This is a genomic window from Rhizobium sp. SRDI969 (assembly GCF_025152725.1).
GTDB lineage: Bacteria > Pseudomonadota > Alphaproteobacteria > Rhizobiales > Rhizobiaceae > Rhizobium > Rhizobium leguminosarum_I.
On sequence record NZ_CP104037.1, the window covers coordinates 477,829 to 498,560 of the forward strand.

Here is a 20,732-nt window from a genome sequence, read left to right on the forward strand (position 1 = left end):
CTGAAAAGAGTCATCGTCCGGGCGGTGCGGAGAACCGTTCCATGGTCCTTCGGCGGTCGTGGGACGGATGCCGCTTCAGTCACGTAACGAAGGGGTCGGTCGCGTGTCAGGAAAATGTTACTGAAATGAAAGTCGTCAGGATCGTGAAACTCGCGTTTCAACCGTTGGTGACGAATACCCGGTGATCCAGATCAATGCGAGGAACTTTGGAGAACCCTAATGGTTCATTCGCCGACGGCTTCTTCCGTCTTTTTGAGATCGGTTCTCCAATGTCGACCACATGCTGCGGCCGCTTCTTCTTCAACATCCGATCTGAACAGGATCTGATCCGCGATTACAGCGGCTGCGTTCTCCCGGACATCGAGGCCGCTATTTCCGCCGCCCTGGTAGGCGGCTTGCAGATCCGTCCCGACGCGGGCTGCTTGCGACACCCGCAGCAATTCGAAATCACGTCCGAGGACGGGAAACTCGTCGCGATCGTGCCGATTGATTATTGAATATTCGTCGGACACTTCCCTAGTGCGTCGGATACGCTAATCACGCAGCTTTGCTATGCGTCCTGCCGAGCGCACCAAAGTAGGCGTCGAACGCGGCCGCTACTGCGCGAACCATGAAGCGCGAGTCCTTGGCCACCGTGACGCGACCATCGGCTATGGTCGCCACGCCGTCGCCGATAAGGTCCGCGAGGCGTTCGTTTCGCTCCAGGAGAAATCCCTCTTCGTACCCCGCCTCGTGGCTGAGGCGAGCGAGATCGACCTCGAAATCGCACATCAACCGTTCGATGGCCCTGGCGCGCAGCTTGTCCTCATTCGTCAGAAGGTATCCTTTCGCCGTCGGAAGGACGCCGGACGACACCATCTCGGCGTATCGACCGATCGCGACGTGATTCTGATAGTAGCCGGAGGCAAGGCGCCCGATCGACGACGCGCCAAGTCCGATCAGGGTCTCGCAGTCGTCCGTGGTGTAGCCCTGGAAGTTCCTGTGCAGCCTACCTCCCACGGACGCGATGGCCAGTTCGTCCTCCGGAAGCGCGAAATGGTCGAGACCGATGCGGACATATCCGGCTGCAACGAGTTCTTCAGCTATCGCCTCGGCCTGTTCGTTGCGCTCGGCCGCGCCTGCAAGTGCCGCCTCGTCGATGAGCCGCTGATGCTTCTTAAATGCGGGAACGTGAGCATAGCCGAAGACTGCGAACCTTTCCGGACGAAGTTCGATGGCCATCTGCACCGTCTCGACGCAGGAATCGACCGTCTGATAAGGAAGACCGTAGATAAGATCGAAGTTCGTGCTCTTGACGCCGTGGGCCCGCAATCCTGCGACCGCAGCCTTGGTCTCGTTGAACGTCTGTATCCGGTTGATGGCCTTTTGAACGACCGGGTCGAAGCTTTGCACGCCGAGACTTGCTCGATCCACGCCATTCTCGCCAAGCGCGGCGATCATTTCGCTGTCGAGGGTTCTGGGGTCGATCTCGACCGCCACGCTGGCGTCTTGTTCGAACGCGAACCAGGTCTTCAGCGTCTTCATCAACGCCGCGAATTCGTGCGGCTTCATGATCGTCGGTGTTCCGCCACCGAAGTGAAGGTTCTTGACGGGAATGCTATCATCGGCGGCTTTAGCGACGAGTTCGATCTCCCTGCTCATGACGTCGAGGTAGTCGAGGATCGGCGCGTCTTGCTTGGTGATTGTGGTGTGACAGCCGCAATACCAGCACATCGACCGGCAGAAGGGGACGTGCAGGTACAAGGACGCCGGCTCGCCCTTTCCAGCGCTCCGAAGAGCTAGCGCATAATCGTCGGGACCGACCGCGGCTGCGAATGCGGGGGCGGTCGGATAGCTCGTGTAACGTGGAAGGCGAGCTTCGCCGTATTTGGCCACAAGTGCGTTCGACATCTTCTTGTCTCTGGATTTGATCGTGCCCCCTTATGACCGTCGGCAGGGAGACTTTCCTTGTCATAAGTCAATGAACGCGATCGCAGATTGTCTGAAACCTTCCTGGTGTTTGCTCGCTGTCAATGTTCGCTGCGCATCTGTCGCGTATCTTCAGAACCGATCGGGGCGAGCCGCCGCTCCATCATAGACAGAAAGCGGCGATCGAAAGGAATTCGAATCACATGTCTGAGGCGCAAACTCAAACAAGCGAAGTCTCGCACATCGATGTGCGGACCCTGCATCCCGGCGAACGTCATCCGAAGATTTTCGGAACGCTTCACACGCTGACGCCGGGCGGCGTGCTGCACATCACGAGCGATCACGAGCCGCGCCCTCTCCAGTACCAGCTCGAAACCGCGCTGCCCGGCAAGTTCTCCTGGGAATATCTGGAGCAAGGGCCTGAAGTCTGGCGCGTGGAAATCACCAGGCTCGACTCGGGCTGCGACTGCTGCTGCGGAAGCCACTAGGAACGGAGAAGCACGATGATCCCTACGGGGACGAGCCTATCGCGCTGGACGATGTCCTATTTCGCAGCGTCGCTCTTCTTTCTGCTGTTTGCGGAGGTCCTGCTGGCGGCTGGAGGCTGGTCGCCGTCGCTGGACGTCGCCGATCCTCGTTCGCTCATCATCGTGCACTCGACCACCATCGGTTGGCTTGCCCTGCTGATGATAGGTGCACTCCTGCAGTTCGGCCCGGTTCTGACAGGTCTCGAACTTCCGAAAGGCAGCCTTGGGCTGGTCGTCCTCTGTGGAATGGTCGTGGGCCTGGTCCTGCTCCTGTCGGGCTTCGGACTGACGAGCGTCGGTTCGGCGCTGGTGGGTCCGGTCATGTGCGCCGCCGCCGCAACGCTGGCCGTCTCGTTCCTTACGATCGCGGCGGCTCTTTTCTCACTGTTCTGGCGGGGACGGCATGCGCACGAGGCGTCGCGATTCGTCCTTCTCGGCATCGCCAGCCTTGTCGCTACCGTCGCACTAGGGGCATTCTTCGCGGTCGTCGTCTCCGGCGTCGCCGACGCCTTTCCGCTCGTCTCGTATGTCGTCGCCGCCGCGCCGCTACACGCAGGACTCGGACTTGTCGGCTGGATGACTTTCGGCGCGATCGGCGTAAGCTACAAGCTGCTGCCCATGTTTCTGCTGTCAGACGACATGAAGCCGTCGGATACGCTCCGTCACAGTTGCCTCGCCGTCGCCGGCCTGCTCATGGCCGCTGCGGCATCTCTCGCCTTCGACGAGGCCGTCGCCGGCGCATCGGCACTGCTGGCGACGCTGGCGCTCCCGGTGGCCGCTGCCGCGTACCTTGCCGAACTGGCGAGGGCCTACCGGGGCCGCCGGCGCAGGAAGCTGGAACCGAACACATACTGGTCTCTCCCGGCCTTCGTCATGTTCGGCGCATCCGCAGCACTTCTTCCCGCCGCCGTCGCACTCCATGCCGGTCCGACAACGCTCACGGCGCTGGGCTATCTCTTCGTGTTCGGTTGGTTGACCGGTCTGGGCCTGGCGCAGCTTCTCAAGATAGTTCCCTTCCTGACCTGGATCGAAGCGTTCGGTCCGCTTCTCGGGCGCCGGCCCACCCCGAAGCTGGCGGATCTGGTGAACGGCGCCCGCTCGTCCGTCTGGTTCAGCGTCTTCTACTGCGCGGTGATCGTCGCGTCCGGCGCCATTTTCCTCGGACTTGACGACGTCTTCAGGATCGCCGCCTTCGCGCAGACCTTTTCGACGGCCGCGCTCGCGGCCGAGCTGGCCCTGTCGCGAGCTCTGGCCGGCGTCGACGCGGACGCCAAGAAATCTCCCTTCAAACACCCGGCTTTCTTCTTCGCCGGCAACCATAGAGGTGATGCCAATGGTTCAGCTTCGTGAACTAGACGTACGACAGATCCTGCGCGATGGCGGGATGCCCTTTCAACTGATCATGGACACCTTCGCCAGCCTTCAGCCGGGCGAAGGCGTGAGGCTTCATGCGATCTTCGAGCCAAAGCCGCTGATGCGGCAGCTCGCGGATCGCGGTTTCGAACATATCGCGCGACGTCTCGCCGACGACGACTGGGAAATCGATTTCGTTCCCGCTCCGACGCAGGAGAAGGCCGAACAGGAGGCTCTCTGGCCGGAGCCGGTCTGGAACCTCGACCTCACGGATCTCCCGCCGCCGGAGCCGATGGAGCGGATCCTTGCAAGGCTGGAGATGATGGAGGGCGGCGAGGTGATGTTCGCACTTCTGAACCGCGAACCAGTCTTCCTCTTCAACGAGCTGAAGGAACGCGGCCACGAATGGGTCGGGAACTTCGATGAAACCGGCAAGGTCTATCGTATCATGATCCGCGCGACACCATCGGATTCCGCCTGTGCCAGAACATGAACTCACGCCTGAGGACGTGCTTGCTGCCCTGCGGGACATCGAGGACCCGGAGGTTGGCACGAATATCGTGGATCTCGGACTGATCTACGAAGTTCTTGTTGCGACGGACGGCATGGTGAACGTCAAGATGACGACGACGACGCGCTTCTGTCCAGCGTCGGGGTTTCTTGCCGACGCGGTCAAGGTCCGCGTAGAGCATCTCGCCGGCGTGCGGCGGGCGCAGGTCGATCTGGTCTACGAGCCGGCATGGACGCCGGAGATGGCGCAGCGTTTTTCGCTCGATGATTAAAAAGGTTGAACGCGGCATGGACTGCGCAGAACAGATTGACATTGGGGAGCTGACGATCGACGCCGCTTTTCTGGCCCGCCGGTTCGCCATCTCGCCCGACGCCCTTCGACGTCACATGAAGCTGGGCCTCGTCCGCAGCTTGGTGGAGCGGGGCGAGGGTGAGGACGCTGGACGAACCCGGCTGACCGTCCGCATCGGAAACCGCACATGGCGCGGTGATCGCTTCCGACGGCGCTGTGGTGAGCGAGCGCATGGCGCATGCACCCGCCCATCTTGCTGCAGGATCCAGGCGATCCTGACGGCTAGCGCCAACGCATTTACACGGTCGCTATTCAGGGAAGGATGGAGGTTCTGAGCGGATGTCGAAGTCGGACAACACGGGCGGCACAACAATCCGCGTTGCGGCGGCCAGTTCATTCCCGCGACCACCATTCCGGCGGCTCTCCGCTGGTCGAGGATGAAGCCGGCGTTCACCGGAGAGACGCGAACAGCCTCCTTGGCGTATACAATTCCATCGCCACCGCTTCGGATCTGGCACTAAGCACCGCTTAGGCTGCTGGCAGGCTCATGGCCAATCCACGACGTATAGGAGCAACCTTCGACTGCCTGATACTCCGCGGCAGCGGACCGGATGGTCCTGCCTTCTCGCCGCGGAACAGCTCGGAGACTGCTCCTGCCAGACTTCAGGGAAGAACTTGAAGACGCCGACTTCTCCACACGCTCATCGAAATCGTCCGCCAAGCCCAGGCGCGCCCAAAGGCGACCGCGGCTTTGCATCCACTTTTGGATCAGCGGCTGGGCCCCTGGGAAACGCTCTCTTGCATGTTTATGTGCTTCCCGAGCGACGCGCCGCAAACACCGTCGGTGCATGCCGCGCTGGAATTACTTCCCTCGGACGGTCAACGGCTTCCTGCCGGTGCACAGCATCGACGCATGCTCCACGATGAAGAGGGAAAAGGCCGCGATCCAGCCCGCCGCGGCCACGAGCAAGACCGGAGCGCTGTATTCCGGTAGAAGCTCGGCAGCAGGTCGCACGAGCGCAACGGCGCCAAGCACCACGTAGGAAATATTGGTGACAGGTGCGGACGTCAGCTTTCTGCCTGTGTGGCCGCGGCTCGCACGGGTCATAACAGCGAGCATCATCAGCGAGATAGAACCGATCGCGAAGACGTGCAGGACGGCGAGTTCCGGAAGCCCTATGGCCTGTAGCGCGATGGCCGCGAATCCAAGCGGAACGAAGGCGAAGGCTGCGTGGAGCACGAATACAATGGGCTCCGGCCACGTCGTCCATCCACGCCAGCGCACGAGCCTGATGAGGTTGAGCATGGTGGCAGCCAGCCCAAGCAGACCGCTCAGGAAGGATTCTGGCCCGATGGACCAGACACCCAGTGAGGCGGCTCCTATAGTGATGGTCGCCGCGTCGAAGCGGTTGTAGGGCACTGGGAAGTCAGTGCGACCGAACTGGTTGATCCAGTTTCGCGTGAAGCTTGGAAGGATACGACCGCCCACGATCGTCACGAGCAGTACGTAGGCGCCGAGACCAAGGCGGATCGGCAGCTCGGGGCTTTCCCGCTGCACGACCTGAAGCTGGAAGCAGGCATTGGCCACGGACAGGACAAGGAGCCCGGCAACGACCTTCAGATCCTTCCACTTTCTCCCGGCCACGACCTCCCGAGTGCAAATCACGAGCATGGCCGGCAGAAAGAGGCCGTCGACGAGCGCCGCGGCCATGACGCCAACCGAGCCGCTGACAAGCATGGCGATCCGGCCCGCGCACCACAGTGAAAACAAAGCTATGAGCCGACGTCCGGCGATCGGCAGTCTACCCGTCCAGTTTGGAATGGCCGTGAGAAGAAAGCCCGTCAGGATCGCCGGAGCGAATCCGAAGAGCATTTCATGTGCGTGCCAGTAAAGCGTCCCGTATTGGGTGGCGACCGGCAGGTCCATGGTCAGAAAGCTCGTCCATAGCAGCATGCTCAGGATCGCCCATAAGGCGGCAGCTAGGAAGAAGGGACGGAACCCGTAGGAAAAGAGGACGAGGCCGTCGCGCGACATGCCGCGAGGAGCCCGCGGTTCGGCGTCCATGGTCTTCTGCATGATCATTGTCTCCAGTTGTCACGCAGCAATGCCTGACATCGAAGAGCAGGTCGTTGAGATTACGCAAATAGAGTCTCGGTCACTTTGCGGTGCAGCAAACAGGAAGTTTGCTCCAAATCAAAGAGTCCCGTGCCGGTTCTACTACTCTCCTCCTCGAAACCGGGCGGTGTTCGTCCGCTCTTCGACTAATGGAGATTGGGGCATGACTAATACTCTGCAGATGACAAGACGCACGATGCTGACGGGCGCAGCCGTCGCAGGGGCGCTGACCCCCATTCTGGTTGCAAGCGTTCCCGCCCACGCCGACGAGCACGTAGCGCCCGGCGCCAAGAATAGCGGGAAGAAAGTCGACCTCTCGAAGCTTCCGCGCGAGAAGGTCGAACTTGTGAAGCCTCCGTTCGTCCACGCCCACGATCAGCAGGCGAAGGGCGGACCTAGGATCAAGGAATTCACCCTCACCATTAAGGAACAGAAGATGGTGTTGGACAAGGACGGCACCGAAGTCAACGCGATGACGTTCGACGGATCGGTTCCCGGCCCACTCCTGGTCGTTCACCAGGACGACTACGTCGAGCTGACCCTCGTCAATCCCGATACCAACACGATGCAGCACAACATCGACTTCCACGCCGCCACCGGTGCGTTAGGCGGAGGCGCGCTGACGATCGTCAATCCCGGCGAAAGCACGGTGCTGCGCTTCAAGGCCACGAAGGCCGGCGTCTTCGTCTACCACTGCGCACCTCCCGGCATGGTGCCGTGGCACGTCACTTCGGGCATGAACGGTGCGATCATGGTGCTTCCGCGCGAAGGCCTCACAGACGGCCACGGAAAGCCAGTAGTTTACGACAAGGTCTACTACGTCGGCGAGCAGGACTTCTACATTCCGAAGGACGAGAACGGCAAGTTCAAGAAATACGACAGCCCCGGCGAGGCCTATGAGGACACGATCGCCGTCATGAGGACCCTGACCCCGACGCACATCGTCTTCAACGGTGCCGTCGGTGCTCTGACGGGCGACAACGCTATGACCGCGAAAGTAGGCGAGACGGTGCTGATCGTCCACTCGCAGGCAAACCGCGACACGCGTCCGCACCTGATCGGCGGTCATGGCGAGTACGTATGGGCCACCGGCAAGTTCGCCAACGTGCCGGACGTCGACCAGGAGACCTGGTTCATACCTGGCGGAACCGCCGGCGCTGCCGTCTATACGTTCGTCCAGCCGGGCATCTACGCTTATGTGAACCATAACCTCATCGAAGCCTTCGAGCTGGGTGCGGCGGCACACTTCAAGGTCACCGGCGAATGGGACGACGATCTCATGACTTCGGTCAGAGCTCCGTCGGGCAGTTGACGGTCTGAAGCGAGGGGGCGCGGGGCTGAGAGGACCCGCGCTCCATCCGTTCACAAAGAGGCGCAACCAGCGATATAAGTTATGACCGGGAAAGACGAGGTTTCGGCGATATCCATAGCCATTCCCCTTGCCCTGCTTGCGGTCCTGTCCGGTGCGGTCGCGGTCGCGTCGGGGCTGGTCCCGTTCCACGATGTCGACCTCGCTCTCCCCGCTCTCCCGTCTCCCCAATCTGTCTTCATCGAGAGCCGAACGTTCGCCTATCGCGATTCGGCCGAGTACTTTCGCAACGGTCGGGCGGTCGACGCGCCCCGCAAGGACGTCGACGTCCGGACACGTCTCCAGATTATGAAGTTTCAGACGACCCGTGGCGAGTACAGGCGATGCGTCGACGACGGCGTCTGCGTCCCGGCCGACGAACCGGAAGACGCCGTGGCGCCCGATATGCCGCTGACCGGCGTCAGCTACGAAGACGCCGTGCGATACGCGGCGTGGCTTTCGAAACGGACCGGGCAGGCGTGGACGCTGCCCACGGACTTCGAACTCGCCTACGCCGCCGCCGACCGTTTTCCCGACGACGCCCTTGGCGTCGATGAGGACGAGAAGAATCCGGCCGTGCGCTGGCTTGCCGACTACGAGCGGGAGGCGCGGAGAGCCGCGTCCGTGGACCCGCGCCCACAGCCAAAAGGCACCTTCGGCGTCAGCAGCACCGGGCTTGTCGATTTTGGCGGCAACATCTGGGAGTGGACGTCGACATGCAACAAGCGAATTGATCTTGATCAAGGAATGGTGGACGAAAAACGGTCAGGTTCCGACTGCGGCATCTTCATCGCTTCCGGCAAGCACCGCGCCCCGATGAGCAGTTTCATTCGCAACCCAAAGGGCGGCGGATGTTCGGTGGGGGCGCCGCCGGACAATCTAGGATTTCGGCTCGTCCGCCACATGACGCTGATGGAAAGCGTCTCGGACTTCGCCCGAAGAACCGCGACCGACATTATCGCCCGGTCCACGAAGGCGTACACGGAGACGAGCAGCAATGAAGGTTGACCGCGCAGTTCTGAAGTCGCTGTCATTGTTTGAACGCATGACGGATCCGGACCTGGATTCAATGCTGGAACATGCGGCACCGCGCCGGGTCGCTCAGGGCGACGCTGTATTCGAGCAGGGTGGGCATGCGAAGTCTTTCTTCCTCCTTATTCATGGGAGGCTGAAGGTCACGCAGGTCACTCTTGACGGTCAGCAGATCATCGTCCGCATGGTGCACCCAGGCGACCTTTTCGGCTTCGCAATGGCCCTCCGTCGCACCGACTATCCCGGTACAGCGCGGGCTGCGGCTGAAAGCCTCATCATCGGGTGGCCGACCGAGATGTGGTCATGCTTCGTCGAGCAGAACCCCCGCTTGGCAATGACCGCGATGCAAACGATTGGACAGCGCCTCGAGGAGGCCCACACACGCATACGGGAGATGTCGACGGAGGAAGTCGAGAAGCGGGTCGCACATGCCGTACTTCGCCTCTCGAAACAGGCTGGACGGGCCGTCGAGGAGGGCATACGCATCGACTTCCCGATATCGCGTCAAGACATAGCCGAGATGACGGGCACCACGCTACATACGGTGTCCCGCATACTGAGCGCGTGGGAATCCAAGGGAATTGTCGAGGGCGGGCGTCAGAAACTGACGTTGACGGACCCACCTCGCCTACTGCGACTGGCCGATGGCGAGCGGCAATAGCCGCGCGTGCCTGCGCTGCTTGATCTCGCCGTAGACGACCTCACCAAGATAGCGACGGCGATCGGCATCGCGCGTCGTTCGCGCAAGATAGCGCTTCAAAGCATCTATACCAGCACAGGTTTCTCGCTCCGCGCGACGGAATTCGCGGGAGCGGGATACCTTCCATCGGTCGGCGGCGCATTGCTTCAGGAGGCAATCGACGTGGCCGTCATCTTCGGCGAGGGGGCGTCGGCGCCCAGCTTCTAGTGCAAGTTCGACCGTTCCAGCTTCCAAGCGGTGACGTCGGCGGCAGAGACGCTTAGTCGCGAATGAGGGGATTGTCCGTCGCTCAGGATTTTCGAAGTCGCTATTTCGCAGATCGCGCCGACGCTCTGCTGAAGTCGGGTCTCGTCGGCCCGAGGCGGGTTGGCCATCTCGCAGAGCGCGGCGCGATCGACTACGATCACACGATGGGCGCCTGCATGTTCCATCACTACGACGCCCGCCTCGCCGGATGATTTCAGAAACGCGGTAACGAACCTCGGCAGCATCGCACTCTCCATTTCGTGCAGTTGATGGAGAGCATATTAGATGTCCGCGCAAATCCGTCTTTGAGGGATGTCAAAGAAGGGAATGCTCTCCAAGTCTATAGTCATTGAAAGTCCTGGAGATGAAGATGCGTACGCTGATGATGATGATCGCCTGGGCCTCCGTCGCTGCTGCAATCGTCGGCATTTTCCTGCCTCTGCTTCCGACGACGCCATTTCTGCTGCTGTCAGCGGGTATATTCGCCCGCACTTCGCCAAGGTTCGAGTCCTGGCTTCTGGATCATCGATGGTTCGGCGCTTCGGTAACGGCATGGCGCGAGGGCGGGGCGATCAGATCAAGGGCGAAGGCTGTGGCGGCGCTGACCATCGCGACCAGCTTCCTGCTTCTCATTTGGTTTGATCCCGGCCCCTTGGCGCTAGCAGTCGTCGCTACGATCCTGAGCGCCTGTGTCGCATTCATCATCACCCGTCCGTCGGCGTGACTTTTCTGCAAGACCCTCAGCAAAGAACCATGACGATGCTACGGAAAGACCATTTGTCGTCGAGATTAAAAAGTCCCGGCGACGGCGGCCGCAGTGCGTCTCGACCCCTCCCGTCGTCGCCGCGCCAATTTGCAACCGCCCGCAAGAGCAGCTCTTGATCGTGGAATGGTCTTCTACAGGAACGAAGCCAGCCAGGCCGCGCAGAACAAGGCGGTCGCTATGACCGCCGGTACCGTAGCGAGGATGCGGCGGGCGATTCCTTTGCTATAGACGCCCCCAATCCTGAAAAACAGCGCCGACGACCATACGCCGCAAATAACGACTGCTGCTCCGCGGCTCGCATCGACTCCGGGAAGAACTACGCCATCCGAGCCTAGCTGGCTCGTGGTCAGCGCAAGGAGGCCGCAGAAAAGCGACGCTGGCGAGCGGAATGAAAGCCTGCGCCAGATGATGGACGATCCGACTCGGACGACGAAGGATCGCAGCGGCGGCGGCGAGAGGCAGCACGAACGCGACGGTGGCGGCGAGCGCACCCAGGCACGCGAGCACTAGAAACGAGACCGCGTCTACGAAGTTCATGACGTCGTTGACCGATGGGTAGTTGGTGAGAAACCACCAGGGAATTCGCAGAGAGAGCGGCCAGGACCAGCTCCTGTCGACGCAGAGTTCGACAAGCCATTGCCGGATAGACTGGAACACGCCGCTAGCCGTCCAATGAAGCGCCGTCGGCACCAGACCTAGAAGCACCGGAACGATGAGGATCGTGTCCCAACGGGTCGCCATTCGTCCCGAGCCGAAAACGATATCCGACGACGGCTTGCGCCACGCCAGCCGTATCGCCCCCCGGTGCCCACTGCAGCGGCCGCACATATGACAGGCCGAACTTCCCTGCATCGTCTTGATTGGAACGAGCGGTGCGCAATTCACACCTGAGCCGTCCACTGCGGCCGAACGTTTCCAAAACTCGGGGTACACTCGAAAATGCAGCGGCGCGATTTTCGAAACGACCCCGAAGACCCCGCTCACCGGGCACAGAAGCCTGCACCATACGCGCTTCGCCTTGCCATACCGGGCTCCGACGACCATCGCCGCGAGCGTTGATCCTCCCAGCAGCAGTGCGGCGGGCTTGGGGTACTGGTAGACGCTCGTGAGCTGCCCATAGATCGTGGTCGTAACGAATGCCACGACAGGCCAGCCGGACCATTTCATCCAGCTCGGAATGGCTCGACCGGCACCTCGCTCGCTCGCGAACTCCGACAGCGCACCTTCGGGGCAAAGAAGCCCGCACCAAAATCTGCCGACTAGCGCCGTCCCCAGAATCACGAAGGGCCACCAGACCCCCCAGAACACGAACTGCACGAACCGCGACAGATTGTTCCAGATGTAGTCGCTGCTGCCCGGTAGCGGAAGCAGCAGCGGAATGACGAGGAACGACAGGTAAACCATGATCATGACCCATTGCGCCCGGCGGATAAGGGCCTGATGAGCGAGAAGGACGTCGCCCAAGCCACCGGCGAAACTGCGCGCAACTGTCCGGACTGCGTTCATGCGTGAGCCTTGTCCCCGACCGCCGGTGCGTAGGCCAGTGACGCTGTTATCCAGTAGAATCCCAGTGCGAGCAGCGGGAGTAGCTCGGGCCTCGAGCGATAGCCCGTCAGTGCTGATAAAAACGCCCCGGCCCCCGCCGATTCGTCCAGTATCCAGCCCGTATCCCAAAGCGACGACGTCAGCATCGGCACGATCCCAAGCGAGATCGCTCTGTCCACGGCAGTCATCATCAGTCCGCTTCCGAGGATCAGAAGCAGCACCTGGCTCGTGATTGATACCGCTCTTTTAGAGAATGCCGACGCGCCGGATCTAAAGCACAGGAAGGTCAGGCACGCCGCCGCGAGCCCGAGCGCGCCGGAACCCGCCACGAGCGTCGCGCTCCCGCCCGAGCCCGAGAGCATCCCGTAGAGGAAGACGACGGTCTCGGCGCCTTCTCTCGCCACGGCGACTGCAGAGAGCAGGCCCAATGCGGTCCAGCTCCGAGCTTTTCCAAGGCCGGCGGCTTGCGATCTCATTCCCTTGGACGAGCCGCGCACAGCTCGCTGCATCCAGAACACCATGCGAAGCATCAGGATGGAGGCTGTCGCGGCGAGTGCGAATTGAAGGATGTCTTCGCCGTCGCCATCGAGGAAACCGGCGGCACCGCTCATGAGGAATGCCAGTCCGACAGCGATCATGACTCCGGCCACCGCGCCACCAGCGATGGACCTGATTGCTCGCCGCCGGACGGCCACACCCTCGTTTATCGTCCACGCAAGAAGTATCCCGACGATCACCAGCGCCTCGAAGGATTCCCTCCACACGACGGAAGCGATCCTGAAGGATTGGAGGAGAACGTCCGCTGTCATCGCACAGTCAGTCTGGCTGGTGGCATGTCGAGGTGGAAGTCGTCGAAGAAGGCGTAGTCGCCCTCCCGCAAAGACCTGAAGACGAGAAAGCTTGAAGCTCCCGGAGCAAGCACTTTTTCCTTCCGGAGCGGGATGCTCTCGAACTCGATCGGCGTGGAACCGTCGTTATGAAGTTCCAGCTTGAATCGCTTGTTCGCAGGCACCTCGATGACCGCGGGCGAAATCACGCCGTTGCTGAAATGAACGTCGAAGACCGGGTCCTCGTCCCCAGCGGCCGCAGGAGGCAGCCCGACAAGAGCGGCCGCAAGCGCCAGAGTCAGGACGGTCGAAGGTCTCATCACCCTCATCAGTAGCCGCCCTTCTTTCCAACCCCCGCGAACACGAACTGGTAGTTGAGACTGAATGCCTCCGGCCACTCGGCGACGCCGGTTTCCTTGTCGACGTGCCGACCGAACGACATCATGCCATGCCCTCCCGGATGAATGGTCAGCTCGACCGCGTAGCGACCCGGACCCGAAAGTTTGACGTTGTCTCCGTAGTGCGGGCCGTCGCTGGCCACCATCGCCTCGAGAGCGCCGGCCGCTTCCCCACCGTTGTCGAGGTTCTTGACCTTATATTCGACGTGAAGATTGGGGACCCAATCCCCCTCCGCAAATCCATTCGCGTTGTCGCCCGTGGCGTGGATGTCGGCTTCCAGATGGACGTCGGACTCCGAGGCGGGCTGCATCATTCCGGGAGGATCCATCTCGATTGGCTGCAGGTACACCGCGGCCACTTCCATCCCACCGGCAACCTGAGGTGCGCCAATGGGAAATTCAGCGGCATTGAGGACGAGCGGCATCGCGGCGAGGACGATGGGAGCGAAGCAAAGGGAACGGATGCGGAGCACGATAGGAGCCTTTAAAGATGACAAATGCCATCATCTTTAGTCGGGCAGAAGGCTGCGCTCTTTGCGCTGGCGCAAAGACTGCGACGTCGGGCCTATCCAGCAATGCTCAGCCAGATCTGGCCTGTCTTCAATTGCCAATGCCGACGGTAAGAACTTAAAGCCCCCATCGGCATCTGGTTCGGATTTTGGCTTCGATTCCAACGGCCGGCCAAACATCAAATGCCGCCTAGTGGAACGCGGCGAGGTCGTGGTTGATCACGATCAAATTTAGCGGAAGTCGGATCTGCTATAGAAGTTCACAGGAGGCCGCCATGATTTCGTTCGTTGCTGCATTTGCAGTCTTCCTGCTTCTCCATTCCGTCCCCGCGATCCCAGCGGTGCGGGCTGGCGTCATTTCACAGGTAGGTAAACCAGTCTATCTGATCAGCTACTCGGTTGTATCGACAGCGGCGCTCATCTGGCTGTTTTCAGCCGCGTTAGCTCTCGACTACGTTCCGCTTTGGGATCTACAGCCTTGGCACGCGGCGGTAACCTTCGTCCTTGCACCGCTGGGAGGTTTCCTGGTGCTAGCGGGCGTGTTTAGTGAAAACCCGCTTTCGATCGCAATGAGGTCCTCGGAAAGACGCGGAGCCGTTGTGCAGGTGACGAGACACCCGGTACTCTGGGGCTTCGCCATCTGGGCGTCCGGACATATCGTCGCGAACGGGGACCTCCGGTCGCTCCTGCTGTTCGGAGGATTCGCGCTCTTCGCTCTCGCGGCCATTCCCATGGCTGAGAAACGGGCGCGCCGACGCCTCGGCGGTCGGTGGCAGGCGTTGTCGGAAGGCACCTCGATCGTTCCACTCGCGCGCCGTCCCTCGCGATGGCGCCTCACGTTGGACCTGCCCATGCTTCTCGCCGCCGCGCTTACGGCCGGAATTTCATGCTGGCTCCTGGGAGGCGGTCATGCGACGCTCTTCGGAGCCGACCCGATCGCCGTCTTCGGCTGATCGAAAGGGTACCTCTCCCGTCCACGGCCGCGACTGATGTGGGATATGCAGGCCCAAGAGGTCGATGGCACGGCAGGCCAAGTGGTCAACGGCCTCCTGGAGAGACTGAGGCAGGTGGTAGAAGGCAGGCACCGGCGGCATGACGATGGCCCCCATCTCGGTGACGGAGACCATATTGCGAAGATGCCCGAGGTGCAGCGGCGTTTCTCGGGTCATAAGCACCAGGCGGCGGCGCTCCTTGAGTTGGACGTCGGCGGCGCGCGTGAGGAGGTTCTCCGACAAGCCCGTCGCAATTCCTGCAAGCGTCTTCATGGAACAAGGCGCGACGATCATGCCGGAGACCGGAAAGGAACCGCTTGCGATCGCCGCACCGACGTCCTTGTGGTCGTAGTATCGGTACGCCTTGAGAAGCATCCTGCCGTGAGCCTCGGGGCCGAGCTCGTGCGCCAGCGTGCGCCGTCCGCCGGCTGTTACGACGAGATGCACTCTGACACCCAAGGTGGTCAGTCGTTCCAGAACGACGACGCCAAGCGCCGCACCCGACGCGCCGCTCACTCCTACCACCACGTCGTGACGATCAACGTGCGAGTCCACATCGGATCCTTTCCCAGATTTCGCCCGCGCGTTTTGTCATCTCATCCGGCATGCGAAGTTCCCGTCCCCATTCCCGCTCTGTCTCAACGCCGATCTTGTTGGTGGCATCCAGTCCCATCTTCGTGCCCAGTCCAGCCTTTGGAGACGCAAAGTCGAGGTAGTCGATTGGTGTGTTTTCAAGCACGACGAGATCGCGCGCCGCATCGAAACGCGTGGAAATCGCCCAGACCACGTCCTCCCAGCGACGCACCGACACATCGGCGTCGACGACGATGATGAGCTTCGTGTAGTTGAACTGGGGGAGCATCGACCACAGCCCCATCATTACGCGACGGGCCTGACCGGGGTATCGCTTGTCGATCGCGACGACTGCCGTGCGGTAAGAACAGGCTTCAGGAGGAAGCCAAAGGTCCCTGATTTCGGGAAAATGGCGTTTCGCCATCGGCACGAACAGCTCGGTCATCGCCTCTCCGAGGACCGAAGGCTCGTCCGGCGGCCGGCCGGTATAGGTCGTAAGGTAGACAGGCGATCGTCTGGTGGTGAGCGCGGACAAGTTCACCACGGGAAAAGATTCGACCGAGTTGTAATAGCCCGTATGGTCACCATAGGGTCCTTCCTGGGCAGTCTCGTCCTTCGATACGTAGCCCTCGAGGATGATCTCCGCGTTCGAGGGCACGAACAGGGGCACCGTCCGGCCTTTGGTCACCTGCGTCCGTGTTCCCCGAAGCAGACCCGCGAAGCTCAGTTCACTCATGCCTTCAGGGAGGGGCATCACGCTAGAGAGGATCGTCGCCGGGTCGGCGCCGATCACGACCGCCACCGGCATGTCCAAGCCCTTTCGCTGCCACTCTCTGAAGTGCTTCGCGCCACCACGATGGGCGAGCCAGCGGACGATCAGCGAGTTCCTGGCACGCACCTGCATTCGATAGATTCCGACGTTGACATCGTCTGGGTCGTCCGGACTGCATGTAATGACCAGCGGCCAGGTGACGAGCGGCGCCGGTTCGCCGGGCCAGCACCATTGTATCGGCAAGCGGCCGAGGTCGACGTCGTCACCCTCGAGCACGACTTCCTGCGACGGCGCCTTGCCGCAGTACCGGGGACGCATCGCCGCGGCGGCCTTCAACAGAGACACCTTGCTCCACGCGTCGGCCAGCGACTTCGGCGGCCGTGGGCGCTGCAACTCCGCAAGTTCCTCGGCAAGATGCGAAATTCCGCCTGGTCCAAGACCGAAGCCCAGTTCGATGCGCTCCCTCGTGCCGAATAGGTTCGCGATCACGTTGATCGGACAGGTCCGACCGTCCGCCCTCACGGCACGCGTGAAGCGGAGGGCGGGACCGCCCTCGTGCAGCACCTGTTGATGCAGGGCGGTTATCTCATGAACCAGTGATACCGGTTCGTCCACGGACACGAGCAGACTGCGCCTCTCGAGGTCGTCGAGAAAGCTCTGCAGGTCCGAATGTCTTTTGGTGATGCGATCTAGCATTGAATTGCAATCGACCAACAAACCTCTTCTGTCTTTGTCGAAGATCAAACAGGATCACCTCGGGAAAAACTAGGATGCCTCATTCATTCGAGAGGCTTCAATGCTCGTCCCACCCCGCCTGATGGCGACCGCACACATGGTGCCGTTGCCGATTGCCGCCCGCGTCGCCGACTTGCTTCTCCAGCAGGTTCTAAAAATCCACCCAAAGCTGTTCGACCGTCTGGGAGACCACGACCGCACTCGGTTCGCCTTCATCCCCTCCGACTTTTCATTCGCCTTTTCGATCCGCCCCGCCGAACGAACGCTGAGAACATTCCGAAATGGCAGCCCAATCGCTGCGGATGCCACGATAACGGGTCCTCTGGTTCTCATGCTTGCACTGGCCGAAGGGAGGGTCGACGGCGACGCCGTCTTCTTCGCGAGAAGGCTCCTGGTGTCCGGGGACATGGAGGCGGTGCTCGCCCTGCGAAATGCACTCGACGACAACGAAATCGATCTGGTGAAGACCGCTGCCCGGTTCGCTGGGCCGATGGCCCGATCGGTGACCCGCGCCTTCGAGATAATCAGAACCGAAGCACTCAAGCGACAGGGGCTGTCATGGAACTAATCTGCCCTGCCGGAACCCCGGCATCTTTTCGCGAGGCGGTCGACGCTGGCGCCGATGCCGTCTATTGCGGGTTTCGGGACGAGACGAACGCCCGCAATTTTCCAGGCCTGAACTTCGACCGGGTGGAGCTCCAAGAGGCCGTCGCCTATGCACACGCGCGGCACGTGAAGACGTTCGTCGCGCTTAACACCTTCATGACAGCAGGCAAAGAAGAGCTGTGGTATCGAAGAGCGAGGGACGCGACGGAGTCGGGCGCCGACGCGCTGATCGTCGCTGACTTCGGACTGATGGCCCACGTGGCCGAACAACATCCAACCCAGCGCCTGCACATATCGGTCCAGGCTTCGGCTTCCAATGCCGACGCCCTGTCCTATCTGGTCGATAATTTCGGAGCAGCACGCGTCGTGCTCCCGCGGACCCTGACTATCCAGGACATCGCACGGCTGGCCCGGCGCGTCGCCTGCGAACTGGAGGTCTTCGTGTTCGGCGGCCTTTGCGTAATGGCGGAAGGCCGGTGCTCGCTTTCTTCCTACGCGACAGGCAAGTCCCCGAACATGAACGGCGTATGCTCGCCGGCGAGCCACGTCCGATACCACCAGTCCGGAACGGACATGGTGTCCGATCTGGGCGGTTTCACGATCAATCGTTTTTCAGCAAACGAACCGGCGGGTTATCCAACGCTGTGCAAGGGACGCTTCGAAATCGGCGACAGCAAGGGCTACGCCTTCGAAGATCCGGTTTCGCTCGACGTCATGGATCAGCTCGACGAACTCCGCGCAGCGGGAGTGAAGGCTCTCAAGATAGAGGGCCGCCAGCGTGGCAAGGCTTACATTTCGGAAGTCGTCTCCACCCTCCGCAGAGCGCTCGATGCGGCGCCCCATGAGCGCGCGCCCCTGATGGCGCGCCTCAGGTCGCTGAGCGAAGGACAGCAGACCACGCATGGCGCATATGAAAAGCGGTGGAGATAGCGATGACGCCGCTGAAACTGACCTTGGGACCGCTCCTCTACCTGTGGCCGACCGACCGCTGGCGAGACTTCTATTTCGAGATTGCGGACCAATCTCCCGTCGACGTCGTCGTTCTCGGCGAAACAGTCTGCTCCAAGCGGCTTCATTTCATGGAAGGCGAGTTTGCGGCGGTGGTCGAGCGGCTCGAAGCCGCGGGCAAGCAGGTGCGGCTTTCGACCCTGGCGCTAGTCACCATCGATCGAGAGGTAAAGTACCAGCGAGCCTTTGCGAACGCCGACACGCATCTTGTCGAAGCGAACGACCTCTCGGCTCTCCATTTGTTGAAGGGCCGGACGCATGCCGTAGGGCCCTTCGTGAACGTATACAATGGCGCGACGGCGAGGATTCTTGCGAGAAACGGCGCTACCAGCGTCTGCCTTCCGCCGGAGCTTCCGGCGGCGTCGATTGCCGAGATCGCGGGATCCTGCCCAGACGTCGCCTTCGAACTATTCGCTTTCGGCCGGGTGCCGCTCGCGATTTCGGCACGCTGCGCGCACGCTCGATCAAAGGGAAGGACTAAGGACAACTGTCAGTTCGTCTGCCAGGAGGATCCCGACGGCCTTCCCGTCAACACCCTCTCCGGGCAGTCCTTTCTCGCGCTGAACGGGGTGCAGACGGTCTCCCATTCCTGTCAGGCTCTGTTTGAAGAACCGGCCGAAACCCGATCTCTGGGCGTGGCATCGCTCCGACTCTCACCACAGGCATGCGACATGACCGCCGTGTCGCGGCTGTTCAGAGCTCTGGCGGACGGTGCAATTTCGTCCCTCGAAGCAAGGGCTCGATTGCTGCAAGCCTATCCAGGCGCAGCGCTTTCCAATGGCTTTCACCACGGATTGGCCGGCGCCGAATGGGTCGCTCGGCTCCGAAACTCACAGGGACCGGACCGATGACGAGACGAGACGAGATGCCTGGCGGCTCCGCAGATCGAAGAGCGCTCCTTGCTCTGCGGCAGATCAAGGCATTCGCAAAAAACCAGGATTTCGATTGTGGGTGCGCGGCTGTCGTCGGGGAAGTTCTGGTGCATCTCGTGCCCCGGCAGCGGGCAGCGGTCGCTCAAGAACTATTCATCGCCGCCATCCGTCAGCGGGGCAAGTTGGAGACGCTGCTCGAGCTCCTTAGGGAGCTGGATCAGTTCGGCCCGGCGACCGACATATCGGAGATCGGCGAAGCCGCAATGATCTTCGAAGACATCGGACAGCAAGCGCGTCTCGGATCGCAACTCCTTAGAGCGTTCGTGTTCAACCGCGAAGACGTCCGAGGTTCAGGTTGCGCGCCCGAGCCCTCGGAAACGGCGGGACCTCTGCCATGATCGATCGCAGCCTCCAGAGGCACGTGGACGTGTTGGAATTCCTAGGCACAATCGGCGCGGCCGGCGGAGAGGTGCAAGCCACTCTTGAAGCGTACCTGTACGACACAAGCCCTTTCCAGACATTCGCACATCGTGCCGGTTCAGTCGAAGACGGCGACATTATCAAGAGGATCGGCAACGACAATGGATGAGGCGCCGTGCGCAGCACAGGAAATCAACTTCGACGAAAAAAACATGAGAGGGTCATTTCTTCTTCGGGCGGACGACGTGCAGTGTTTGGTCACGGTCACGCGCCGGGGAATCCTCAATGCGGCCTCGCCCCCTCGCGCCTCCGCCGCCCATTTCGCCGAATGCCTCGAGACGTTCCGCGCCGTTGCGCTGGAGAAGCTCTCGGAGCGCGGACGCCGCGAGACCCTTGAACTGACGGCCGAAGACCTCAGGCGGTGGCGGAGACGTCACACGCCTTCGTTAGCTGGACGGTATTCCGCGAAGCCCCACCGTGCGGCGTCAGTCGTGTTCCTCGACGAATATCGCCAACAACATCGCGCGAGATCGATCTACCACCGCGATTCTTACTGATCGAACGGCAAGGCTGGTGACCCACGGGCAACGCGACGATCAACGCGGATGCTCACTTCTTGGTCGGCGCCGCGATCTTGTCGGCCCGACCTCGATAGTCGTTTCAATCGCACTTCGCGG

25 protein-coding genes and 1 pseudogene are annotated in these 20,732 nt (G+C 61.5%); 18 read left to right on the forward strand and 8 right to left on the reverse strand.

From position 1 onward, the window contains the following. The first annotated feature begins 194 nt into the window (after window positions 1-194). Window positions 195-497 (forward strand): DUF6894 family protein, encoded by a 303-nt coding sequence (locus tag N2A41_RS29360; protein WP_260059837.1) that lies wholly within the window; start codon window positions 195-197, stop codon window positions 495-497. A gap of 40 nt (window positions 498-537) precedes the next feature. Here N2A41_RS29360 and hemN read toward each other — a convergent pair whose 3' ends face one another. Beyond that, window positions 538-1,890 (reverse strand): oxygen-independent coproporphyrinogen III oxidase, encoded by a 1,353-nt coding sequence (hemN, locus tag N2A41_RS29365; protein WP_260111594.1) that lies wholly within the window; start codon window positions 1,888-1,890, stop codon window positions 538-540. A 221-nt stretch (window positions 1,891-2,111) separates the two neighbouring features. On the opposite strand from hemN, the gene N2A41_RS29370 reads away from it, so the two are divergent. The 5 genes from N2A41_RS29370 to N2A41_RS29390 are packed head-to-tail and all read left to right on the forward strand — an operon-like array spanning window position 2,112 to window position 4,925. Further along, window positions 2,112-2,396, forward strand: coding sequence for a DUF2249 domain-containing protein (locus N2A41_RS29370; RefSeq protein WP_260059840.1), 285 nt, complete (start codon window positions 2,112-2,114; stop codon window positions 2,394-2,396). Window positions 2,397-2,411: 15 nt separating this feature from the next. Beyond that, entirely contained in the window at window positions 2,412-3,785 is a 1,374-nt protein-coding gene (locus tag N2A41_RS29375) for a hypothetical protein (protein WP_260111595.1), read from the forward strand. After that, on the forward strand, window positions 3,769-4,281 hold the full coding sequence (locus N2A41_RS29380; RefSeq protein WP_260111596.1) for a DUF2249 domain-containing protein: 513 nt from the start codon (window positions 3,769-3,771) through the stop codon (window positions 4,279-4,281). The genes N2A41_RS29375 and N2A41_RS29380 overlap by 17 nt, the downstream gene beginning before the upstream one ends. After that, window positions 4,268-4,570 carry a metal-sulfur cluster assembly factor gene (locus N2A41_RS29385; protein WP_260059844.1) on the forward strand — a complete coding sequence of 101 codons (303 nt, stop codon included), beginning with the start codon at window positions 4,268-4,270 and terminating at the stop codon, window positions 4,568-4,570. The genes N2A41_RS29380 and N2A41_RS29385 overlap by 14 nt, the downstream gene beginning before the upstream one ends. 16 nt (window positions 4,571-4,586) lie before the next feature. Next, a complete protein-coding gene (locus N2A41_RS29390) occupies window positions 4,587-4,925 on the forward strand; it encodes a DUF6522 family protein (protein WP_260111819.1) in 339 nt (112 codons plus the stop codon). A gap of 527 nt (window positions 4,926-5,452) precedes the next feature. Here N2A41_RS29390 and N2A41_RS29395 read toward each other — a convergent pair. After that, window positions 5,453-6,667 carry an NnrS family protein gene (locus tag N2A41_RS29395; protein ID WP_260111597.1) on the reverse strand — a complete coding sequence of 405 codons (1,215 nt, stop codon included), beginning with the start codon at window positions 6,665-6,667 and terminating at the stop codon, window positions 5,453-5,455. A 202-nt stretch (window positions 6,668-6,869) separates the two neighbouring features. Between N2A41_RS29395 and nirK the strand changes: the two genes are divergently transcribed. From nirK to N2A41_RS29425, 6 genes and pseudogenes are all read left to right on the forward strand, one after another. Further along, a complete protein-coding gene (gene nirK / locus N2A41_RS29400) occupies window positions 6,870-8,018 on the forward strand; it encodes a copper-containing nitrite reductase (protein ID WP_260059846.1) in 1,149 nt (382 codons plus the stop codon). An 81-nt stretch (window positions 8,019-8,099) separates the two neighbouring features. Then, window positions 8,100-9,062, forward strand: coding sequence for a formylglycine-generating enzyme family protein (locus tag N2A41_RS29405; protein WP_260111598.1), 963 nt, complete (start codon window positions 8,100-8,102; stop codon window positions 9,060-9,062). Next, complete coding sequence (locus tag N2A41_RS29410) at window positions 9,052-9,747, forward strand: Crp/Fnr family transcriptional regulator (protein WP_260059849.1); 696 nt, start codon at window positions 9,052-9,054, stop codon at window positions 9,745-9,747. Before N2A41_RS29405 ends, N2A41_RS29410 begins: the two co-directional genes overlap by 11 nt. 24 nt (window positions 9,748-9,771) lie before the next feature. After that, window positions 9,772-9,993, forward strand: a pseudogene (locus N2A41_RS29415) (heavy metal translocating P-type ATPase); the annotation flags it as partial. Window positions 9,994-10,064: 71 nt separating this feature from the next. Continuing rightward, window positions 10,065-10,244 carry a hypothetical protein gene (locus tag N2A41_RS29420; RefSeq protein WP_260059850.1) on the forward strand — a complete coding sequence of 60 codons (180 nt, stop codon included), beginning with the start codon at window positions 10,065-10,067 and terminating at the stop codon, window positions 10,242-10,244. A gap of 158 nt (window positions 10,245-10,402) precedes the next feature. Further along, window positions 10,403-10,756 (forward strand): YbaN family protein, encoded by a 354-nt coding sequence (locus tag N2A41_RS29425; protein WP_260111599.1) that lies wholly within the window; start codon window positions 10,403-10,405, stop codon window positions 10,754-10,756. Between the two features lie 264 nt (window positions 10,757-11,020). Here the strand turns inward: N2A41_RS29425 and N2A41_RS29430 are convergent, their stop codons facing one another. Genes N2A41_RS29430 through N2A41_RS29445 form a run of 4 tightly spaced genes read right to left on the reverse strand, consistent with a single transcriptional unit; the run spans window position 11,021 to window position 13,993 of the window. Then, window positions 11,021-12,304, reverse strand: a complete 1,284-nt coding sequence (locus N2A41_RS29430; protein ID WP_260111600.1) for a 4Fe-4S binding protein — start codon at window positions 12,302-12,304, stop codon at window positions 11,021-11,023. After that, window positions 12,301-13,152, reverse strand: a complete 852-nt coding sequence (locus N2A41_RS29435) for an FTR1 family iron permease (protein ID WP_260111601.1) — start codon at window positions 13,150-13,152, stop codon at window positions 12,301-12,303. Before N2A41_RS29435 ends, N2A41_RS29430 begins: the two co-directional genes overlap by 4 nt. Then, window positions 13,149-13,490, reverse strand: coding sequence for a cupredoxin domain-containing protein (locus N2A41_RS29440; RefSeq protein WP_260060243.1), 342 nt, complete (start codon window positions 13,488-13,490; stop codon window positions 13,149-13,151). Before N2A41_RS29440 ends, N2A41_RS29435 begins: the two co-directional genes overlap by 4 nt. A gap of 8 nt (window positions 13,491-13,498) precedes the next feature. Continuing rightward, window positions 13,499-13,993 carry an iron transporter gene (locus N2A41_RS29445; protein WP_260060244.1) on the reverse strand — a complete coding sequence of 165 codons (495 nt, stop codon included), beginning with the start codon at window positions 13,991-13,993 and terminating at the stop codon, window positions 13,499-13,501. Between the two features lie 359 nt (window positions 13,994-14,352). On the opposite strand from N2A41_RS29445, the gene N2A41_RS29450 reads away from it, so the two are divergent. After that, on the forward strand, window positions 14,353-15,030 hold the full coding sequence (locus N2A41_RS29450; RefSeq protein WP_260059856.1) for an NnrU family protein: 678 nt from the start codon (window positions 14,353-14,355) through the stop codon (window positions 15,028-15,030). Here the strand turns inward: N2A41_RS29450 and N2A41_RS29455 are convergent. Both N2A41_RS29455 and N2A41_RS29460 read right to left on the reverse strand, forming a co-directional pair. Further along, on the reverse strand, window positions 14,962-15,624 hold the full coding sequence (locus tag N2A41_RS29455; protein WP_260059857.1) for a UbiX family flavin prenyltransferase: 663 nt from the start codon (window positions 15,622-15,624) through the stop codon (window positions 14,962-14,964). The two genes, N2A41_RS29450 and N2A41_RS29455, sit on opposite strands and share 69 nt — an antisense overlap. Beyond that, window positions 15,608-17,110 carry a UbiD family decarboxylase gene (locus N2A41_RS29460; protein ID WP_260060245.1) on the reverse strand — a complete coding sequence of 501 codons (1,503 nt, stop codon included), beginning with the start codon at window positions 17,108-17,110 and terminating at the stop codon, window positions 15,608-15,610. Before N2A41_RS29460 ends, N2A41_RS29455 begins: the two co-directional genes overlap by 17 nt. A 136-nt stretch (window positions 17,111-17,246) precedes the next feature. Here N2A41_RS29460 and ubiT point away from each other — a divergent pair, with 136 nt between their 5' ends. The 5 genes from ubiT (at window position 17,247) to N2A41_RS29485 (ending at window position 20,612) form a co-directional block, all read left to right on the forward strand. Next, window positions 17,247-17,717, forward strand: a complete 471-nt coding sequence (gene ubiT, locus N2A41_RS29465; protein ID WP_260059859.1) for a ubiquinone anaerobic biosynthesis accessory factor UbiT — start codon at window positions 17,247-17,249, stop codon at window positions 17,715-17,717. Further along, window positions 17,708-18,685, forward strand: coding sequence for a ubiquinone anaerobic biosynthesis protein UbiU (gene ubiU, locus N2A41_RS29470; protein ID WP_113546129.1), 978 nt, complete (start codon window positions 17,708-17,710; stop codon window positions 18,683-18,685). Before ubiT ends, ubiU begins: the two co-directional genes overlap by 10 nt. A 2-nt stretch (window positions 18,686-18,687) precedes the next feature. Continuing rightward, a complete protein-coding gene (gene ubiV / locus N2A41_RS29475) occupies window positions 18,688-19,614 on the forward strand; it encodes a ubiquinone anaerobic biosynthesis protein UbiV (protein WP_260111602.1) in 927 nt (308 codons plus the stop codon). Window positions 19,615-19,628: 14 nt separating this feature from the next. Next, window positions 19,629-20,033, forward strand: coding sequence for a hypothetical protein (locus tag N2A41_RS29480; protein WP_260059862.1), 405 nt, complete (start codon window positions 19,629-19,631; stop codon window positions 20,031-20,033). A gap of 183 nt (window positions 20,034-20,216) precedes the next feature. Beyond that, complete coding sequence (locus tag N2A41_RS29485; protein ID WP_260059864.1) at window positions 20,217-20,612, forward strand: hypothetical protein; 396 nt, start codon at window positions 20,217-20,219, stop codon at window positions 20,610-20,612. Window positions 20,613-20,732: the final 120 nt, after the last annotated feature.

Excerpts from the sequence above, each read along its gene's own strand:
- N2A41_RS29360 (WP_260059837.1), top strand. The coding sequence starts at position 195 with ATGCGAGGAACTTTGGAGAACCCTAATGGTTCATTCGCCGACGGCTTC.
- hemN (WP_260111594.1), bottom strand. The coding sequence starts at position 1,890 with ATGTCGAACGCACTTGTGGCCAAATACGGCGAAGCTCGCCTTCCACGT.
- N2A41_RS29370 (WP_260059840.1), top strand. The coding sequence starts at position 2,112 with ATGTCTGAGGCGCAAACTCAAACAAGCGAAGTCTCGCACATCGATGTG.
- N2A41_RS29375 (WP_260111595.1), top strand. The coding sequence starts at position 2,412 with ATGATCCCTACGGGGACGAGCCTATCGCGCTGGACGATGTCCTATTTC.
- N2A41_RS29380 (WP_260111596.1), top strand. The coding sequence starts at position 3,769 with ATGGTTCAGCTTCGTGAACTAGACGTACGACAGATCCTGCGCGATGGC.
- N2A41_RS29390 (WP_260111819.1), top strand. The coding sequence starts at position 4,587 with ATGGACTGCGCAGAACAGATTGACATTGGGGAGCTGACGATCGACGCC.
- N2A41_RS29395 (WP_260111597.1), bottom strand. The coding sequence starts at position 6,667 with ATGCAGAAGACCATGGACGCCGAACCGCGGGCTCCTCGCGGCATGTCG.
- nirK (WP_260059846.1), top strand. The coding sequence starts at position 6,870 with ATGACTAATACTCTGCAGATGACAAGACGCACGATGCTGACGGGCGCA.
- N2A41_RS29405 (WP_260111598.1), top strand. The coding sequence starts at position 8,100 with ATGACCGGGAAAGACGAGGTTTCGGCGATATCCATAGCCATTCCCCTT.
- N2A41_RS29410 (WP_260059849.1), top strand. The coding sequence starts at position 9,052 with ATGAAGGTTGACCGCGCAGTTCTGAAGTCGCTGTCATTGTTTGAACGC.
- N2A41_RS29425 (WP_260111599.1), top strand. The coding sequence starts at position 10,403 with ATGCGTACGCTGATGATGATGATCGCCTGGGCCTCCGTCGCTGCTGCA.
- N2A41_RS29430 (WP_260111600.1), bottom strand. The coding sequence starts at position 12,304 with ATGAACGCAGTCCGGACAGTTGCGCGCAGTTTCGCCGGTGGCTTGGGC.
- N2A41_RS29435 (WP_260111601.1), bottom strand. The coding sequence starts at position 13,152 with ATGACAGCGGACGTTCTCCTCCAATCCTTCAGGATCGCTTCCGTCGTG.
- N2A41_RS29440 (WP_260060243.1), bottom strand. The coding sequence starts at position 13,490 with ATGAGACCTTCGACCGTCCTGACTCTGGCGCTTGCGGCCGCTCTTGTC.
- N2A41_RS29445 (WP_260060244.1), bottom strand. The coding sequence starts at position 13,993 with ATGCCGCTCGTCCTCAATGCCGCTGAATTTCCCATTGGCGCACCTCAG.
- N2A41_RS29450 (WP_260059856.1), top strand. The coding sequence starts at position 14,353 with ATGATTTCGTTCGTTGCTGCATTTGCAGTCTTCCTGCTTCTCCATTCC.
- N2A41_RS29460 (WP_260060245.1), bottom strand. The coding sequence starts at position 17,110 with ATGCTAGATCGCATCACCAAAAGACATTCGGACCTGCAGAGCTTTCTC.
- ubiT (WP_260059859.1), top strand. The coding sequence starts at position 17,247 with ATGGTGCCGTTGCCGATTGCCGCCCGCGTCGCCGACTTGCTTCTCCAG.
- ubiU (WP_113546129.1), top strand. The coding sequence starts at position 17,708 with ATGGAACTAATCTGCCCTGCCGGAACCCCGGCATCTTTTCGCGAGGCG.
- ubiV (WP_260111602.1), top strand. The coding sequence starts at position 18,688 with ATGACGCCGCTGAAACTGACCTTGGGACCGCTCCTCTACCTGTGGCCG.
- N2A41_RS29480 (WP_260059862.1), top strand. The coding sequence starts at position 19,629 with ATGCCTGGCGGCTCCGCAGATCGAAGAGCGCTCCTTGCTCTGCGGCAG.
- N2A41_RS29485 (WP_260059864.1), top strand. The coding sequence starts at position 20,217 with ATGGATGAGGCGCCGTGCGCAGCACAGGAAATCAACTTCGACGAAAAA.